The sequence below is a fragment of the Giesbergeria sinuosa genome (assembly GCF_042652905.1).
GTDB lineage: Bacteria > Pseudomonadota > Gammaproteobacteria > Burkholderiales > Burkholderiaceae_C > Simplicispira > Simplicispira sinuosa.
Map to the genome: position 1 here is coordinate 286,664 of NZ_JBHSHJ010000001.1, position 15,096 is coordinate 301,759.

Consider the following 15,096-nt stretch of genomic DNA (forward strand, 5'->3'; position numbering starts at 1 on the left):
CATGAATCCAAACGCCCCGATTGACAACCTTTCTTGGACAGCCTCTTGTCCCCTGTGTGGACGTCCTAACCAATGCGCCGTGGCATTGGGGAAGCCGCCACAAACCTGCTGGTGCATGACCACCCCCATGAGCCTACTGGCATTGGCCGTATTGCCAGAGCAAGAGCGTGGTCAGCGTTGCATTTGCCCTGCCTGCGCACAAGGCACAGATATCCCCCGCCCATGAGTGGCCCGGACTCGGTTGCCGCACTCAAAGCCCGGTACGGCGAGAATTACCGCTGGTTGCTGCTGTTGTCGGTGATGGTGGGCACGATGGCTTCCATCATGTCCTCTACGGTGGTCAATGTAGCCATCCCTGGCATGAGTCAGCACTTTGCCTTGGGGCAAGAGAGGGCACAGTGGGTGTCTTCGGGGTTCATGATGGCTACGGCCGTGGCCATGCTCACCACCCCTTGGTTGCTGACCCGCTACGGCTATCGCACCACCTATGCTGGAGCCATGTTGCTGTTGCTGATCGGTGGGCTTGTGGGAGGAAGCACCCACCAGTTCGATTGGGTCTTGTTGGCCCGTGTGGCCGAGGGGTTGGCTGCGGGCGTTGTGCAACCTATTCCAGCCGTCATCATTCTTCATGCCTTCCAGCCCCATGAGCAGGGGCGAGCCAGTGGCATCTTTGGTATGGGCGTTGTCTTGGCACCGGCATTGGGGCCGAGCGTGGGTGGCCTGTTGGTGGATTGGTGGGGCTGGCGCTCCATTTTTTTCATGGTGGTACCGTTGTGTGTGGCATCGTTGTGGCTGGCCTACCGCTTTGTGCCGGTGACCGGCCCTGGCGGCACACAGGCCGGGCGTCACACGGCAGCTCTGGACTGGCGGGGATTGTTGCTGGGGGCTATTGGCACGCTCTGCCTGCTCAATGGATTGGTGACGCTGCACAGCGGCCCCGCTGCCCAATCTGCCATCCTGTTGGGGGCGGCCTTGGTGGCAGTGCTGGCCTTTGTTTGGTGGCAGCAACGCCAGACCGCCAGCGGCGCGCAACCCTTGATGGATCTACGCATCTTTGCGTACCGCCCATTTGCGATGGGCAGCGTAGTCGCTTTTATCTATGGCACGGCATTATTTGGCTCCACCTATCTGCTGCCGGTATTCATGCAGGTGGGTTTGGGCCTATCGGCCTCCCATGTGGGCACTATCATGCTGCCCGCCGGGCTGGTGTTGGCTATCACTATTCCCGTGGTGGGGCGCATGGCCGATCGCCAGCCTACCCACCGCTTGGTGATGATCGGTCTGGCCCTGATGGCCGTATCCTTTATCTTGATGGTCTGGGTGCGCCAAGATGCCACGCTCTGGGTCTTGGTGCTCTTTACCATCGTCGGACGCATTGGGCTGGGCTTTGTGCTGCCCTCGCTCAACTTGGGTGCGATGCGACCACTAGACAAAACCTTGATCTCGCAAGGCTCTAGCGCCATCAGCTTTTTGCGCACTCTGGGGGGTGCGGCAGGTGTGGGCTTGTGTGGCATTGTGCTGGAGTGGAGGTTGGCCGCCCACGGCACCTCACTGCATGCCCCAGTCGCAGGTGCCCAACGCATGGCAGCTTTTGGCGAGGCCTTTCTGATGTTGGGTGCTCTGTGCCTGTTGGCCTTGGTGGCCGCTTGGCAGTTGCGCGTGCCACACTCTGCGCCTGTGACGCCGCCTGCTCCCTGAAACCCCCTCCTGTCCCATCGCGAAAGCCTAGCCATGTGTCAATTGCTTGGAATGAACAGCAACACCCCTACCGATGTCACCTTCAGCTTTACTGGCTTTGCCCAGCGGGCTGGACACACGGGGGATCATTGCGATGGGTGGGGCATTGCCTTTTTTGAAGACAAGGGCGTGCGCCATTTTGTGGACCACCAACGGGCAGTTGACTCACCCATTGCCGACTTGATTCGCCGCTATCCCATTCAGAGCCGTAACGTCATTGCCCATATCCGCAAGGCCACTCAAGGCGTGGTGAGCTTAGAAAATTGCCATCCCTTTGTGCGTGAACTGTGGGGGCGCTATTGGGTCTTTGCACACAACGGCGATTTGAAAGACTTTCGTCCCCGCTTGCACAGCCATTTTCATCCCGTAGGTGCCACCGACAGCGAACATGCTTTTTGCTGGATCATGCAGGAGCTGGCCAAATCCCATGCCGATGTGCCCAGTGTGGCCGAACTGACCCTCACCCTGCGTGAGCTGGCCGCACGCATTGCTCCGCATGGCACCTTCAATTTTTTGCTCTCCAACGGTCAGGCACTGTGGGCCCATGCGTCTACCCAGCTCTACTACATTGAACGCCAGCACCCATTTGCCGAGGCGCAATTGGCCGATGAAGACATGCGCGTGGACTTCTCTACCCAGACCGCCCCAACCGACCGGGTGGCCGTGATCGTGACGGCACCATTGACCAACAACGAAATTTGGCACCCTTTTCGTTCTGGAGAATTGAAGGTCTTTGTCAACGGCCAAGTGTGCGCCTGACCGCAGTGCTGCGGTGGGTGGATGTTGCATTGCAGCGTGCAATTGCTCGGTTAGCTCGATAGAGTGAGGGTGACTGCATTTCTTGCCCCAGTTTTGTGACTCTCTACGCCTGCGCCCCTATTGATCCTACCGTGTCTTGCACAGGAGATTCGCCCATGGCGAGATGGACTCTCTTTCCTTACCCCCACCGCTATCAGTACGATAGTGCGGGTTTGGCTGCCCAGTGGCTGAATCTCCACCGTGGGGATGCAGAGCCGCTGCCATCAGACGCCCCAGTGCTGGCAGCTTGGGTACTGTTTCACAACGGTCACTTTCAGCAGGCCATGGAGGCAGGACTGGCCGCCGGTACTTTTGCGGGTATCACGGTGGCTAACCTGTCCACCATCATCCACGCCCGTTACCTAGAAAAGCGCGAGCGTACCCGCCAAGAGCTGTTTTTGGAAGTGGCTGAACGCGCCCAAATACAGATACAAAGCCAGCCCGACAACCCCAATGCTTGGTACTGTCACGGCTACGCACTGCAACACTACAGCCAAGGCATCAGTGTGGCCAAGGCGCTGGCCCAAGGAGTGGGCAACAAGGTCAAACACTCATTGGAGCGGGCCATTGCATTGGCACCTGCACACGCCGATGCCCGCATGGTTCTAGGCGTTTTCCATGCTGAAGTCATCGACAAGGTGGGGCCATTAATTGGTGGCATGACTTATGGTGCCAAAAAAGACGTGGCTTTGCGCCTGTTCCAAGAAACCTTGCAGTTGCAACCAGAATCGGCCTTGGCCCGAACCGAGTATGCCGATGCCCTGATCATGCTGGAGGGTAGCGCCCGCATGGCCGAGGCCACTGCCCTTTATGAGCAGGCCGCGCGCAGCACGCCGTTGGATGCGGCGCAATATCTCGCCACCGAAATGGCCCAAACAGAATTGGCTACCGAAGAGTATGGCGATTGGGTAGCGATGGCAAGCAAGTCTTGAGTCAGAAGAGCGCGAGGCCACTCTCACCACGGACAAAGCGGCGGGTGGCTATTTCCAGCAAGCCATCAAAGATCAGGTTATCGACCAGTTCAAACGGGCGGCCCATGCTGGGGGCCATCTTCCAGCCCGCTCCCCCGGTCATCATGCAGGCCGGTTCTGCCCCACAGTGCTGAATCACATGCTGCACCATCCGCTCCACCGCCCCGGCAATGGCAAAAGTGCCGCCACTGGTCAGGGCATCACTGGTATTGGTAGGAAACATGCACACTTCACCTGTGGGCACATGCAGCCCTGCTGTGCCCGACTCTAGCGCCCGCAGCATGATGCCGTGTCCTGGCAGGATGAACCCCCCCAAAAAATGCCCTTCGGCATCAATGGCCTCCACCGTCACGGCAGTGCCCACCATCACCACCACCAATGGGCGTTTGGGGCCGTGGGCCAGCAGCCGCTGGCGCGCGCCAATCATGGCAATCCAACGATCACAGCCTAAACGTGCAGGATGATCGTAGCCGTTGATGAGTCCAGCCTCTTGTGCGGAGGCTACCACCCACTGGGCCGATACGTCCCATATCTCCATCTGCTCTTCAACACGGCGCTTGATGGCGTCGCCGGCCACCACACAGCCCAACATGCGTGTGGGGGCTGGCAATTGTGCCCACCCGCCTTCGGCCAATCGGTCTACATGGTCAAGAAACTCTGCACCTTGCGCTAACAGCGCCGCCCCTGGGCAGGGAGCCTCGTACAGCGCCCATTTGAGGCGGGTATTGCCGATGTCAATGGCCAGGAAAGTCATGCGGCGCATTATCCCGAGTTTTGTTGACACATCTTTTTACTGTGCCGAAGGCGCTGGTTTGGCGCTACAGTGCAAGCTTCTGATCCAGCCACCACAGGAGAGAGCACATGGGCCTTTTCAGTTTTATCCAAGATGCCGGCGAAAAGCTGTTTGGCGGCAAGGAGGCAGCAGCAGCCACACCGTCCTCCCAAGAAGAGCGCAATGCCAAGGCAGCGCAAGCGATTACTGCTTATATCGCTACGCAAAACTTGGGCGTGACCGATGTGCAGGTGAGCTACGATGGTGTGCAAGGTCTTGTCACCGTGCAAGGGCAGGCACCTACCCAAGCAGCCAAAGAGAAAGTCACCTTGTGCTGCGGCAATGTCTCTAGCGTTACCCAGGTTGAGAACCTGATGAACGTGGCTAGCCCAGAGGCCCAAGCCCAGTTCCATGATGTGGTGCGTGGCGATACCTTGTCGGCTATTGCCAAAAAGTTTTATGGCGATGCCAACAAGTACCCCAAAATTTTTGAAGCCAACCAGCCCATGCTTAGCCACCCAGACAAAATTTATCCGGGCCAGAAGCTGCGCATTCCGCCACTGTGATGGGGCGTGGGCTGTGATGGCTGCTCAGCCTTGGCGCCAAGGCAGGCCATGAAAGCGCCAGCCCCCCTTGAGGCCGCGGTGGGCATGCTGGTCTGGATCGCCTTCAAAACCCTCCAGAATGTTGTAGGCCACCAGCCCCAGTTCAGTGGCCCGCCGCGCTGCAGCCACTGAGCGCACACCGCTGCGGCATAGCAGTAGCACCTTCTGGCCCGCAGGCACAGCAGCGTGTAGCTGGGCATCAAAATCGGGGTTCATGGTCATGCCGGGCCATTGCTTCCAAGCCACAGCTGCTGCGCCGGGCACTTCGCCCACCCAGGCGCGTTCGGCATCGGTGCGCACGTCCACCAGCACAGCCTCTCCCTCTTGCATCCACTGCCAAGCCAGCAAGGGGGAGATGTCACCGGCATAGCCATCGGCGGCCAGTGGCGCTTGCCCTGTCGCAGGGTGAGCATCGTGGCGCAACCCCGATTGCAAATTGGCAGGCACGGCCTCGTCCATGCGCTGGGGGCGAGGCAAGTGCAGCGTATGCATCAAGGCCACAAAATCGGCCTCGCTGCGCCCTGCTAGGCGGACATTGTTCTTTTTCTCGGCACCGATACTGGAATGGCTGCGCCCTTGGTAATCGTGACCAGGCCAAACGGTGGTGTCATCGGGCAGGCAAAACAGCTGCTGGGTAATGCTGTGGTAGAGCGCATGTGCATCGCCGGACTGAAAGTCGGTGCGCCCGCAGCCGTTGATCAGCAAGGTGTCGCCGGTAAAGACATGGTCGTGCCACTGATAAGACATGCTGCCTGCGGTGTGACCAGGCGTGTGCAAGGCATGCAGCACTTCATTGCCAAAGTGGAGGTTGTCATGGTGCTGCAACTGCACCATTGCTGTGCCAATGCCGCAAGCGGCCGGTGTTGCAGTGCGTGCGCCAGTGTGCTCAGCCAGCAGTCGGGCACTGGTGATATGGTCAGCATGGGCATGGGTTTCCACAATCCAGCGTAGCGTTAAGCCATAAGTTTGCAGCACATCCAGATCGCGTTGCAGTTGCGTATCCACTGGGTCAATAATCAGCGCCTCACGCGTGGCCGGGTCGTGCAACACATAGGTGTAGGTGCTGGAGGCAGGATCAAACAATTGCAAGGGGATCATGGTTGGGATGGTCTGTGTGGAGGTGATCGTCTTCAACGGCTGGTGCATTGCGCTGGCAGACATGGTAGCCATTCCTAGGCACCAACAAAAAACCCGCCAACTGGTCTGAGTTGGCGGGTCTTGTTTTATTTGGTGGTCGGGGTGAGAGGATTCGAACCTCCGGCCTCTACGTCCCGAACGTAGCGCTCTACCAGGCTAAGCTACACCCCGATGTTTTGCTGCTTGCATGGCACCATCGCGCTGAAAAGTCAGGCCCGGCGCTCCAAAAGCTGAGCCGCCAATTGTAGCAAACAGGCCGAATAATCATTGGTTGGCAGCTGTGTCAAGGCCGTCATCGCCCGTTGCGCTTCGGCTGCGGCCGCATCGCGGGCAGCCAACAAAGCACCGGTTTCTCGCACGATGGTCACAATCTGCTCTAGCCTATCGGCACTGCCATTTTCAATGGCGTGGCGCACGATGGCCGCCTGCTCTGGCGTGCCTTGTTGCATGGCAATAATCAGCGGTAGTGTGGCCTTGCCTTCGCGCAGGTCATCACCCAGATTTTTGCCCAATTCGGCGGGGTCACCATCGTAGTCCAGCACATCGTCAATGATTTGGAAAGCCGTGCCCAGTGCCTGACCATAGGTGGCACAGGCCTGTTCTACCTCTGCAGAGCTACCCGCCAGCACGGCTGCCAAGCGTGCACTGGCCTCAAACAGCTTGGCCGTTTTAGAGCGGATCACCAGCAGATAGCCCTCGGCACTGAGCGAGGCATCGTGCATGTTCATCAGTTGCAGCACCTCCCCTTCGGAGATGATGTTGGTGGCCTCAGCCAAAATCTCCATGATGCGCATCTGGCCCACTTCCACCATCATCTGGAAGGCGCGGGAATACAGAAAGTCGCCCACCAACACACTGGCCGGGTTGCCAAAAGTTTCGTTGGCCGTGGGGCGACCCCGGCGCAGGGTGGAGTCGTCCACCACATCGTCGTGTAGCAAAGTGGCTGTATGGATGAATTCCACTACCGCTGCCAGCGAGAAGCGGTGCGCCTGCGCGTAACCCAGGGCACCACTGACCATCAGCAGCAGAGCAGGGCGCAGGCGCTTGCCACCCGCAGCAATGATGTAATGTGAAATCTGGCCCACTAGAGGGACGCCAGAGGCGAGACGGTCGGCAATGACCTGATCGACCGCACGCATGTCATCCTGAATGAGAGCAAGCGGAGAGGCGGTGGTGCCAGAGGGTGGGGGGGCTGAAGCTGTCAAGGTAATGGTCGCTAACGGTGGGCGAAATTATAGGAAGCTGTGCCGATCTGGTGGCAGCCGACGGGGACTATGCAACGATATGACCGGGCTGATAGAATCATGGGTTCCGTGAAGATTCTTTCATGGAAACTCACAATCCAAGAGGTTCACATGTACGCGGTCATAAAAACCGGCGGCAAGCAGTATCGCGTTGCTTCCGGCGAAAAAATCAAAGTAGAACAGATTGCTGCGGACGTAGGCCAGGAAATCGTGATCGACCAAGTTTTGGCTGTTGGCAACGGCGCTGAAATCAAGGTTGGCACACCCCTGGTGTCCGGCGCAACCGTGAAGGCAACGGTAGTTGCCCACGGCAAGCACGACAAAGTGCACATCTTCAAGATGCGCCGTCGCAAGCACTATCAAAAACGCCAAGGTCACCGTCAGCAGTTCACCGAACTGCAAATCGGCGATATTGCTGCTTAAGCAAGGAGCTAAGTCATGGCACAGAAAAAAGGCGGCGGCTCTACGCGAAACGGGCGCGATTCCAAGCCCAAAATGCTCGGCGTGAAGGCTTTCGGCGGTGAATTGATCAGCGCCGGCTCGATCATCGTTCGCCAACGTGGCACCAAGTTCCATCCCGGCCCCAATGTCGGTTTGGGCAAAGACCACACACTGTTTGCACTGGTGGATGGCCATGTGTCGTTTTCGACCAAGGGCGCACTGTCCAAGCACACAGTCACTGTGACTGCAGCAGCCTGAGGCCTCGCGCTCTCACTGCACACCAAGCCCCGACTGGTCGGGGCTTTGCTTTTTCAGGCGCGCAGTGCCGCTAGCGTCACTGCATGCCAAGCGCCCCGCCCGCCGGGGCTTTATGCTTTCTGGCTGACAGGGGTCGCCGGACAAGCCGCTGTTTTGTACACTGGAATCCTGATGAAATTCGTTGACGAAGCCTACATAGACATTGCCGCCGGTGATGGTGGCAATGGTTGCGTGTCGTTCCGGCACGAAAAATACAAGGAATTCGGTGGCCCCAATGGTGGCGACGGTGGTCGGGGGGGGCATGTGTTTGCGGTGGCTGATCCCAACCTCAACACGCTGGTGGATTTTCGCTATTCGCGCCGCTACGAAGCCAAGCGCGGTGAGCACGGCATGGGCTCCGACATGTTTGGTTCTGCGGGCGACGATATCACGCTCAAAATGCCCGTCGGTACCATCATCACCGATGCCGACACCGGCGAAGTGCTGTACGAGTTGCTGAACCCCGGCGAAGTCATCACCATTGCCAAAGGAGGCGATGGTGGTTTTGGCAACCTGCGCTTCAAGAGCGCCATCAACCGGGCACCCCGGCAAAAAACACCGGGCTGGCCTGGTGAGCGCAAAGCACTCAAGTTAGAACTGAAAGTGCTGGCCGATGTGGGGCTGTTGGGGATGCCCAATGCTGGCAAATCCACATTTATCGCCGCGGTCTCCAATGCCCGGCCCAAGATTGCCGATTACCCTTTCACCACATTGCACCCCAATCTGGGGGTGGTGCGCGTGGGGCCAGAGCAGAGTTTTGTGATTGCCGATATTCCGGGGCTGATTGAAGGTGCTTCTGAGGGGGCTGGGCTGGGGCATCAATTCCTGCGCCATCTGCAACGCACCCGGTTGTTGTTGCATATCATTGACATGGCCCCGTTTGATGACAATGTGGATCCGGTGGCCCAAGCCAAGGCGATTGTGGGTGAGCTGAAAAAGTACGATAAAGCCCTCTACGACAAGCCGCGCTGGCTGGTGCTCAACAAGCTGGACATGGTGCCGCAGGAGGAGCGCGCGGCCAAAGTGGCTGATTTTGTCAAGCGATTCAAGTGGAAAGGGCCGGTGTTTGAGATTTCGGCGCTGACCCGCGAGGGCTGTGAAGCCCTGATCCATGCCATTTATCGCCATGTCAAAGCGCAACAAGTGGCCGAGCAAGCCCCAGTGGTGGAAGTTGATCCGCGGTTTGCCGAGGTCGATCCCCGCTTTGCGGGTACTGAACCTGGCTGAGCTGTCCCCCTCGTACTGCGCACACAGGGTAGATGTCTGTAGCGCAGTGTCCCGTTTGCTGTTGATCCATTGCTGCTTGCGCCTACCGCGCAACAGTGACAGTCCATGATGAACCAAAATCAAGTTTCGGATGTGTTGCACCGTGCGCACCGCCTGGTGGTCAAGGTAGGCTCCAGTCTGGTCACCAACGAAGGTCGGGGGCTGGATGAAGTGGCTATTGGTGAATGGAGCCGCCAATTGGCGGCGTTGGTGCGTGGCGGCGCAGATGGTGTGCCGCGCGAAGTCATCATGGTCTCTAGCGGTGCCATTGCCGAAGGCATGAAGCGCCTAGGCTGGACAACCCGCCCCAAAGAAATCCATGAGCTGCAGGCCGCTGCAGCCGTTGGTCAAATGGGGCTGGCGCAGATGTATGAGACCAAACTGCGCGAGAACGGCATTGGCAGCGCACAGGTGCTGCTCACCCATGCTGATCTGGCCGACCGCGAACGCTACCTCAACGCCCGCTCCACCTTGCTCACTCTGTTGGGCTTGGGTGTAGTGCCGGTCATCAACGAAAACGATACCGTGGTCAACGATGAGATCAAGTTTGGCGACAACGATACTTTGGGTGCCTTGGTCGCTAATCTGGTGGAAGCCGATGCCTTGGTCATTCTGACCGATCAAAAAGGGCTTTATACCGCTGATCCGCGCCGTGACCCTGCGGCACAGTTCGTTCACGAAGCCCAAGCGGGCGATCCGGCACTCGAAGCGATGGCCGGTGGCGCGGGCTCTAGCATCGGCAAGGGGGGCATGATCACCAAAATTCTGGCGGCCAAACGGGCGGCGGGCTCTGGTGCCTCGACCGTCATTGCTTGGGGCCGTGAGCCGGATGTATTGCTGCGCCTGACCCAAGGTGAAAGCATAGGCACGCTGTTGGTGGCGCAGACCGCCAAGACCCAGGCCCGCAAGCAATGGATGGCCGACCATCTGCAATTGCGTGGTGCGGTGGTGGTAGATGAGGGCGCTGCTGCCAAGTTGCGCCATGAGGGCAAAAGCCTGCTACCCATTGGCATGACGGCGGTAGAGGGCGAGTTTGCCCGAGGCGATGTCATTGCCATTCGTGATGCCTCCGGCATAGAAATCGCCCGTGGCCTGACCAACTATGCCAGCGCCGAAGCACGTTTGCTGTGCCGTAAGCCCTCGCCAGAGTTTGAACAGCTGCTCGGTTATGCCGCAGAACCCGAAATGGTGCACCGCGACAACTTGGTGCTGGCAGGCAGCTGAACCCACCTCACTTCATGGTCGCCGGAGCCTGGGTGGACTGCTGCGGCTCGGCCACAAAGTTGGTGCCAGGGTCGGGGTCGAACGTGGCACCCGGTGGCAACTCCATATCACGGTGCAACAGCAAATGGCCGTGGCGCAACAACATGCCCCCGTTGCCCTGCTCGGGGTCGCGGGCACGAAAGCTACCACGCAAATAGCGATTGCGTTGTTCGTGGCGGGGCAAAAAGCGTGCCAACTCTGTGAGCGCCATTTTGTAGACGCCCCTTTTAAACTCCACTACCACGTCTAGCGGCACCCAATAATCGTTCCAACGCCAGGCATCAAATTCCGGATGGTTGGTGGCCCGCAAATTCAGATCGGAGTCGTAGCCGATCAGTTGCAGCAAGTACCAAATTTGTTTTTGGCCTCTGTAGTGGCCGCGTGCATCGCGGCGGACGTACCTATCAGGCACCTCGTAGCGCAACCAGTCCCGGGTGCGGGCAACCACGCGCACATGATTGGGCTGCAAGCCCACCTCTTCGTGGAGTTCCCGAAACATGGCTTGTTCGGGTGTCTCACCCCGATCAATGCCACCTTGCGGAAACTGCCAGCTATGGGTACGTATGCGTTTGCCCCAGAACACCTGGTTTCTCTGGTTGAGCAGGATGATGCCGACGTTGGGCCGAAAGCCGTCCCGGTCAAGCATAATCAAACCCCAAATTTTTAAACTGAGCCCATTATGCACGGCCCCCTGCACGCCACAAGGGGAGCTTCTCCTATGGGCCAGCCGCATTGCGATGAAAGCCTCCCAGTTCCTGATTTCTACCCTCAAAGAAGCCCCTGCCGATGCTGAAGTAGTCAGCCACCAGCTCATGACCCGTGCGGGCATGATCAAAAAGCTGGGTGCTGGCATTTACAACTACATGCCTATGGGCCTGCGCGTGGTGCGCAAAGTTGAAGCCATTGTGCGTGAAGAAATGAACCGCGCTGGAGCCATAGAGCTGACCATGCCGGTGGTGCAACCCGCCGAGTTGTGGCAAGAAACGGGCCGCTTTGACAAGATGGGGCCAGAGATGATGCGCATTCGCGACCGGCATGGCCGCGACTTCGTTATTCAGCCCACCAGCGAAGAGGTGGTTACCGACATCGCTCGCCAAGAGCTGCGCAGCTACAAGCAGTTGCCCAAAAACCTGTACCAAATCCAAACCAAGTTCCGTGACGAACGTCGCCCCCGCTTTGGTTTGATGCGCGGGCGCGAGTTTGTCATGAAGGATGCCTACAGCTTTGACCGTGACCAAGCCAGCGCCAAAGCCAGCTACCAAGTCATGGCCGCCGCCTACCGGCGCATTTTTGACCGTTTTGGCCTGACCTACCGTGCCGTGGCTGCCGACAGCGGTGCCATTGGTGGTGACTTGAGTGAAGAATTTCAGGTGATTGCCGCCACTGGCGAAGACGCCATTGTCTATTGCCCAAACAGTGACTACGCCGCCAACATCGAAAAGGCCGAGGCGCTGCCACCCAGCCAACCCCGCCCTGCCGCCAGCCAGCCGCTCACCCAAGTGCCCACCCCCGGCAAAACCACCTGTGCCGATGTGGCCGCCTTGCTGGGCGTGCCGTTGCAACAGACCGTCAAATCCATGGTTTTGGCTACGGATCAGCTCAATGAGCAGGGCGAGATCGTGAAAAGCCAAGTTTGGCTGCTGCTGCTGCGCGGCGACCACGAGATGAACGAAATCAAAGTGGCTAAGGTGCCCGGTCTAGACCAAGGCTTCCGTTTTGCCTCCACCACCGAGATCCTCGAACATTTTGGTTGCGAGCCGGGCTATCTGGGGCCACTGAAGCTGCAAAAGCCAGTGCAACTGGTAGTAGACCGTGAAGTGGCGGTATTGGCCGATTGGATTTGCGGTGCCAATGTGGTTGATTTTCACACCAGCGGTGTCAACTGGGGCCGCGACCTGCCAGAGCCTGCACTGGTCATGGACTTGCGCAATGTGGTGGCTGGAGACCCATCGCCCGATGGTCAAGGTGCATTGGCGATTGAACGCGGCATTGAAGTGGGCCATGTGTTTTATTTGGGCACCAAATACTCCAAGGCCATGAACGCGAGCTTTCTGGCCGAAGATGGTAAGCCCGCTTTCTTCGAGATGGGCTGCTATGGCATTGGCATCACCCGCTTGCCTGCTGCGGCCATTGAGCAAAACCACGATGAGCGCGGCATTATTTGGCCCGATGCCATCGCGCCATTTACTGTGGTGCTGTGCCCTATTACCCCAGAGCGTTTTCCAGCCGTCAAAGAAGCCGCAGAAACCCTGTATGCGCAACTGCTGGCCGAAGGCATTGACGTGATTTTGGACGACCGTGGCGAGCGCCCAGGTGCCATGTTTGCCGACTGGGAGCTGATTGGTGTGCCGCACCGCGTCACGATTGGTGACCGGGGTCTGAAAGAAGGGTTGGTGGAGTATCAGCATCGCCGCGATGCTGCGGCCACCAAAATTGCCACCGCCGATGTTTTGGCCCACCTCAAGGGCCGACTGGCCGTATGAGCGCCCGATGCAATGCTGGTGCCGGGGTTTCGCGCCGCGCCAGCTTCGTATCGTTGGGGGCATGGATGGCGGCGCCCGGCTTATGGCTAGGGGCCGCCCCTTTAGCCCATGCTGGGGGCCAATTGGAAGAGCCTTTGATGGATTCCGTGCGCACGGCATTGAGTTCTGCCGTGCTCCAGCAGGCACCACCAGAGCCCGAGTTTGCCTCCACAGAGGCCCGTTTGGGCTACCTGCATTGGATGACGGCCATGAGTGAGCGCCTGCGCAAGCGCAAACCCGACTTGGAGGTGCGCCGCGACTTTTTGCAAACGGTTTGGTACGAAAGCAAACGGGCCGGATTGGATGTATCGCTGGTGTTGGGGCTCATTCAGGTAGAGAGCGCCTTTCGCAAATTTGCTATCTCTAGCGTGGGGGCGCGCGGCTATATGCAGGTGATGCCCTTTTGGACGCGGGTCATTGGCGATGGCGACCCCGGAAAATTGTTCCACATGCAAACCAACTTGCGTTTTGGTTGTGTGATTTTGCGCCATTATCTGGAGCGTGAACGGGGCGATCTGTTTTTGGCGCTGGGCCGCTATAACGGCAGCCGAGGCCGTGACCCCTACCCCAACGCCGTGTTTGCGGCGCAGCGCCATTGGATCTACAACGGTGCGGGCAGTACCGGGGCTTGAAAAACGGCCCCGCCACCGCTGAAAAAAGCCTACAACTTTTGTAATTTGTAGCAGAATCACACAGGTAGTTGCTACCAGTACATTCAGCTACAACTTCAGCAGCAATGCAACAAAAGGAGAGTGGGAGATGCACAAAAATATCATAGCGATGGCAGTAGCCACGGGTGGCTTTTTGATGGCGGGTGGGGCCGCAGCCACATGTGCCAACATCATAGACGTGATGACAGAGCGGCCTTATACGCTCAACATCAATGATTCCACGGTGGGGCGCTGTGCATCTGTGAATGAGTCCACTGCGCAGGGCTTTATTGACGCCCTCAAGACCACGCGCCTGACGGGTTTGTTTCCTGGTGCCAATAGCAACACGGATGGAATTTCGGCCCAAGCCAGTTTCAATAGCTTGCTGGTTAATCTCCATTTTCAGCCATCCAGCCCACAGTTGAGCTTTGTCATTCCTGAGTTGGGCATCAACGAGGCCTTCAATGGCAGAACGCGCGATGAAAGCCTAGACAAACTGGAAGACTACCTGAAGAACAACAATGTGATTGGCCGAATCATGAACTATCAGGCCAAGCATTCGCCGTTCAGCCCCATTACCGGACAAGGTGGGTTGATTCCCACCACCGTGGCGTCAGACTTTGGCAGCAGCTTTCTGGATGTAGCCACCAATGTAGCGGCCCCAGCGGCGCTGGCCAAGGAGGCCAGCCAAGATGGCAAGGCGGGCAATTTGCTTCAGGTGGGGTTGAACTACGGCTCAGGAAAAATCAACAGCACCAATACCAAGTTTCTCAGTATTCCGCTGTCTTACACCTTCCGTAATGATATTGATCCTCGGCGCCAACTGGTATTGCAATTGCCTATCACTTACAGTGATATTGGTGGTGCCAAGAGCATTCAAGCCGGGTTTGGTCTGGCTTATCGTATTCCCATGTCTGACCGTTGGACGCTCACGCCGGGCATTAAATATTCGTTTGTCGGCTCTGAGGATTTGGCAACCGTGGCGGGGCTGTATTCGGCCACGATTGGTAGTGCATACATTATTCCCATGACGGGGTTTGACATTGCCATTGGCAACATGCTGGGTATTTACAAAACCGGAAAATTCTCTTCGGGTGACTACGCTTTCAATCCGGACATCACCACCACCGGCATGCGCAACGGCATTATGCTGTTGCAACCTGTGACCATCAAGGGCTCTAAGATGTCGTTGGAATACTCTTTCATCGATACCCGTTATTTTGGTGACAAGCCGTTTGCCGACAATAGTCAAGAGATCGGCATTACCTTGGGCACCAATAAGAGTGCCTTTTCTGCACGCAGCTTCGTGCGGGCCGGTTTGGGCTATGCACATTCCAAGAGTGGCAATACTTGGAAGATGAACTTCGGCTACTGGTTCTAAGCCCACGGAGTT

Annotated in this window: 16 protein-coding genes, 1 tRNA gene and 1 pseudogene; 12 read left to right on the plus strand and 6 right to left on the minus strand. The window is 58.0% G+C overall.

Going from position 1 to position 15,096, the window contains the following annotated elements; translation table 11 throughout:
• The first annotated feature begins 1 nt into the window (after nt 1).
• From ACFO6X_RS01245 to ACFO6X_RS01260, 4 genes are all read left to right on the plus strand, one after another.
• Complete coding sequence (locus tag ACFO6X_RS01245; protein WP_382429245.1) at nt 2-226, plus strand: cysteine-rich CWC family protein; 225 nt, start codon at nt 2-4, stop codon at nt 224-226.
• Nucleotides 223-1,698, plus strand: a complete 1,476-nt coding sequence (locus tag ACFO6X_RS01250) for a DHA2 family efflux MFS transporter permease subunit (protein ID WP_382429247.1) — start codon at nt 223-225, stop codon at nt 1,696-1,698. The genes ACFO6X_RS01245 and ACFO6X_RS01250 overlap by 4 nt, the downstream gene beginning before the upstream one ends.
• A 33-nt stretch (nt 1,699-1,731) precedes the next feature.
• Nucleotides 1,732-2,496, plus strand: a complete 765-nt coding sequence (locus ACFO6X_RS01255) for a class II glutamine amidotransferase (protein WP_382429249.1) — start codon at nt 1,732-1,734, stop codon at nt 2,494-2,496.
• 155 nt (nt 2,497-2,651) lie between these two features.
• Nucleotides 2,652-3,467, plus strand: coding sequence for a tetratricopeptide repeat protein (locus ACFO6X_RS01260; RefSeq protein ID WP_382429251.1), 816 nt, complete (start codon nt 2,652-2,654; stop codon nt 3,465-3,467).
• Between the two features lies 1 nt (nt 3,468).
• Here the strand turns inward: ACFO6X_RS01260 and ACFO6X_RS01265 are convergent, their stop codons facing one another.
• A complete protein-coding gene (locus ACFO6X_RS01265) occupies nt 3,469-4,260 on the minus strand; it encodes a type III pantothenate kinase (RefSeq protein WP_382429253.1) in 792 nt (263 codons plus the stop codon).
• A 107-nt stretch (nt 4,261-4,367) separates the two neighbouring features.
• Here ACFO6X_RS01265 and lysM point away from each other — a divergent pair, with 107 nt between their 5' ends.
• Nucleotides 4,368-4,844, plus strand: coding sequence for a peptidoglycan-binding protein LysM (lysM, locus tag ACFO6X_RS01270; protein ID WP_382429255.1), 477 nt, complete (start codon nt 4,368-4,370; stop codon nt 4,842-4,844).
• A gap of 24 nt (nt 4,845-4,868) precedes the next feature.
• On the opposite strand, the gene ACFO6X_RS01275 is transcribed toward lysM, so the two are convergent.
• The 4 genes and pseudogenes from ACFO6X_RS01275 to ACFO6X_RS01290 form a co-directional block, all read right to left on the minus strand.
• On the minus strand, nt 4,869-5,213 hold the full coding sequence (locus tag ACFO6X_RS01275) for a rhodanese-like domain-containing protein (RefSeq protein WP_382429779.1): 345 nt from the start codon (nt 5,211-5,213) through the stop codon (nt 4,869-4,871).
• Nucleotides 5,214-5,480: 267 nt separating this feature from the next.
• Nucleotides 5,481-6,053, minus strand: a pseudogene (locus ACFO6X_RS01280) (MBL fold metallo-hydrolase); the annotation flags it as partial.
• A 61-nt stretch (nt 6,054-6,114) separates the two neighbouring features.
• Nucleotides 6,115-6,191, minus strand: a tRNA-Pro gene (locus ACFO6X_RS01285).
• A 38-nt stretch (nt 6,192-6,229) separates the two neighbouring features.
• Nucleotides 6,230-7,159 (minus strand): polyprenyl synthetase family protein, encoded by a 930-nt coding sequence (locus ACFO6X_RS01290; RefSeq protein ID WP_382429257.1) that lies wholly within the window; start codon nt 7,157-7,159, stop codon nt 6,230-6,232.
• 216 nt (nt 7,160-7,375) lie between these two features.
• On the opposite strand from ACFO6X_RS01290, the gene rplU reads away from it, so the two are divergent.
• The 4 genes from rplU (at nt 7,376) to proB (ending at nt 10,492) form a co-directional block, all read left to right on the plus strand.
• Nucleotides 7,376-7,687: a 50S ribosomal protein L21 gene (gene rplU, locus ACFO6X_RS01295; RefSeq protein WP_091459059.1), complete on the plus strand. Its 312-nt coding sequence runs from the start codon at nt 7,376-7,378 to the stop codon at nt 7,685-7,687.
• 15 nt (nt 7,688-7,702) lie between these two features.
• Nucleotides 7,703-7,963, plus strand: coding sequence for a 50S ribosomal protein L27 (gene rpmA / locus ACFO6X_RS01300; protein ID WP_091459058.1), 261 nt, complete (start codon nt 7,703-7,705; stop codon nt 7,961-7,963).
• Between the two features lie 171 nt (nt 7,964-8,134).
• Nucleotides 8,135-9,229, plus strand: a complete 1,095-nt coding sequence (gene cgtA / locus ACFO6X_RS01305) for an Obg family GTPase CgtA (protein WP_382429260.1) — start codon at nt 8,135-8,137, stop codon at nt 9,227-9,229.
• A gap of 108 nt (nt 9,230-9,337) precedes the next feature.
• Nucleotides 9,338-10,492 (plus strand): glutamate 5-kinase, encoded by a 1,155-nt coding sequence (gene proB / locus ACFO6X_RS01310; protein WP_382429262.1) that lies wholly within the window; start codon nt 9,338-9,340, stop codon nt 10,490-10,492.
• A gap of 7 nt (nt 10,493-10,499) precedes the next feature.
• Here the strand turns inward: proB and ACFO6X_RS01315 are convergent, their stop codons facing one another.
• Nucleotides 10,500-11,177, minus strand: coding sequence for an RNA pyrophosphohydrolase (locus ACFO6X_RS01315; RefSeq protein WP_382429264.1), 678 nt, complete (start codon nt 11,175-11,177; stop codon nt 10,500-10,502).
• A 91-nt stretch (nt 11,178-11,268) separates the two neighbouring features.
• On the opposite strand from ACFO6X_RS01315, the gene ACFO6X_RS01320 reads away from it, so the two are divergent.
• From ACFO6X_RS01320 to ACFO6X_RS01330, 3 genes are all read left to right on the plus strand, one after another.
• Nucleotides 11,269-13,014, plus strand: a complete 1,746-nt coding sequence (locus ACFO6X_RS01320; protein WP_382429266.1) for a proline--tRNA ligase — start codon at nt 11,269-11,271, stop codon at nt 13,012-13,014.
• Nucleotides 13,011-13,685 (plus strand): lytic transglycosylase domain-containing protein, encoded by a 675-nt coding sequence (locus ACFO6X_RS01325; protein WP_382429268.1) that lies wholly within the window; start codon nt 13,011-13,013, stop codon nt 13,683-13,685. Before ACFO6X_RS01320 ends, ACFO6X_RS01325 begins: the two co-directional genes overlap by 4 nt.
• A 127-nt stretch (nt 13,686-13,812) precedes the next feature.
• Nucleotides 13,813-15,084: a hypothetical protein gene (locus ACFO6X_RS01330; protein ID WP_382429270.1), complete on the plus strand. Its 1,272-nt coding sequence runs from the start codon at nt 13,813-13,815 to the stop codon at nt 15,082-15,084.
• Nucleotides 15,085-15,096 lie beyond the last annotated feature (12 nt).

Coding starts and splice junctions, on each gene's coding strand:
- ACFO6X_RS01245 (WP_382429245.1), top strand. CDS start 2: ATGAATCCAAACGCCCCGATTGACAACCTTTCTTGGACAGCCTCTTGT.
- ACFO6X_RS01250 (WP_382429247.1), top strand. CDS start 223: ATGAGTGGCCCGGACTCGGTTGCCGCACTCAAAGCCCGGTACGGCGAG.
- ACFO6X_RS01255 (WP_382429249.1), top strand. CDS start 1,732: ATGTGTCAATTGCTTGGAATGAACAGCAACACCCCTACCGATGTCACC.
- ACFO6X_RS01260 (WP_382429251.1), top strand. CDS start 2,652: ATGGCGAGATGGACTCTCTTTCCTTACCCCCACCGCTATCAGTACGAT.
- ACFO6X_RS01265 (WP_382429253.1), bottom strand. CDS start 4,260: ATGACTTTCCTGGCCATTGACATCGGCAATACCCGCCTCAAATGGGCG.
- lysM (WP_382429255.1), top strand. CDS start 4,368: ATGGGCCTTTTCAGTTTTATCCAAGATGCCGGCGAAAAGCTGTTTGGC.
- ACFO6X_RS01275 (WP_382429779.1), bottom strand. CDS start 5,213: ATGCAAGAGGGAGAGGCTGTGCTGGTGGACGTGCGCACCGATGCCGAA.
- ACFO6X_RS01290 (WP_382429257.1), bottom strand. CDS start 7,159: ATGCGTGCGGTCGATCAGGTCATTGCCGACCGTCTCGCCTCTGGCGTC.
- rplU (WP_091459059.1), top strand. CDS start 7,376: ATGTACGCGGTCATAAAAACCGGCGGCAAGCAGTATCGCGTTGCTTCC.
- rpmA (WP_091459058.1), top strand. CDS start 7,703: ATGGCACAGAAAAAAGGCGGCGGCTCTACGCGAAACGGGCGCGATTCC.
- cgtA (WP_382429260.1), top strand. CDS start 8,135: ATGAAATTCGTTGACGAAGCCTACATAGACATTGCCGCCGGTGATGGT.
- proB (WP_382429262.1), top strand. CDS start 9,338: ATGAACCAAAATCAAGTTTCGGATGTGTTGCACCGTGCGCACCGCCTG.
- ACFO6X_RS01315 (WP_382429264.1), bottom strand. CDS start 11,177: ATGCTTGACCGGGACGGCTTTCGGCCCAACGTCGGCATCATCCTGCTC.
- ACFO6X_RS01320 (WP_382429266.1), top strand. CDS start 11,269: ATGAAAGCCTCCCAGTTCCTGATTTCTACCCTCAAAGAAGCCCCTGCC.
- ACFO6X_RS01325 (WP_382429268.1), top strand. CDS start 13,011: ATGAGCGCCCGATGCAATGCTGGTGCCGGGGTTTCGCGCCGCGCCAGC.
- ACFO6X_RS01330 (WP_382429270.1), top strand. CDS start 13,813: ATGCACAAAAATATCATAGCGATGGCAGTAGCCACGGGTGGCTTTTTG.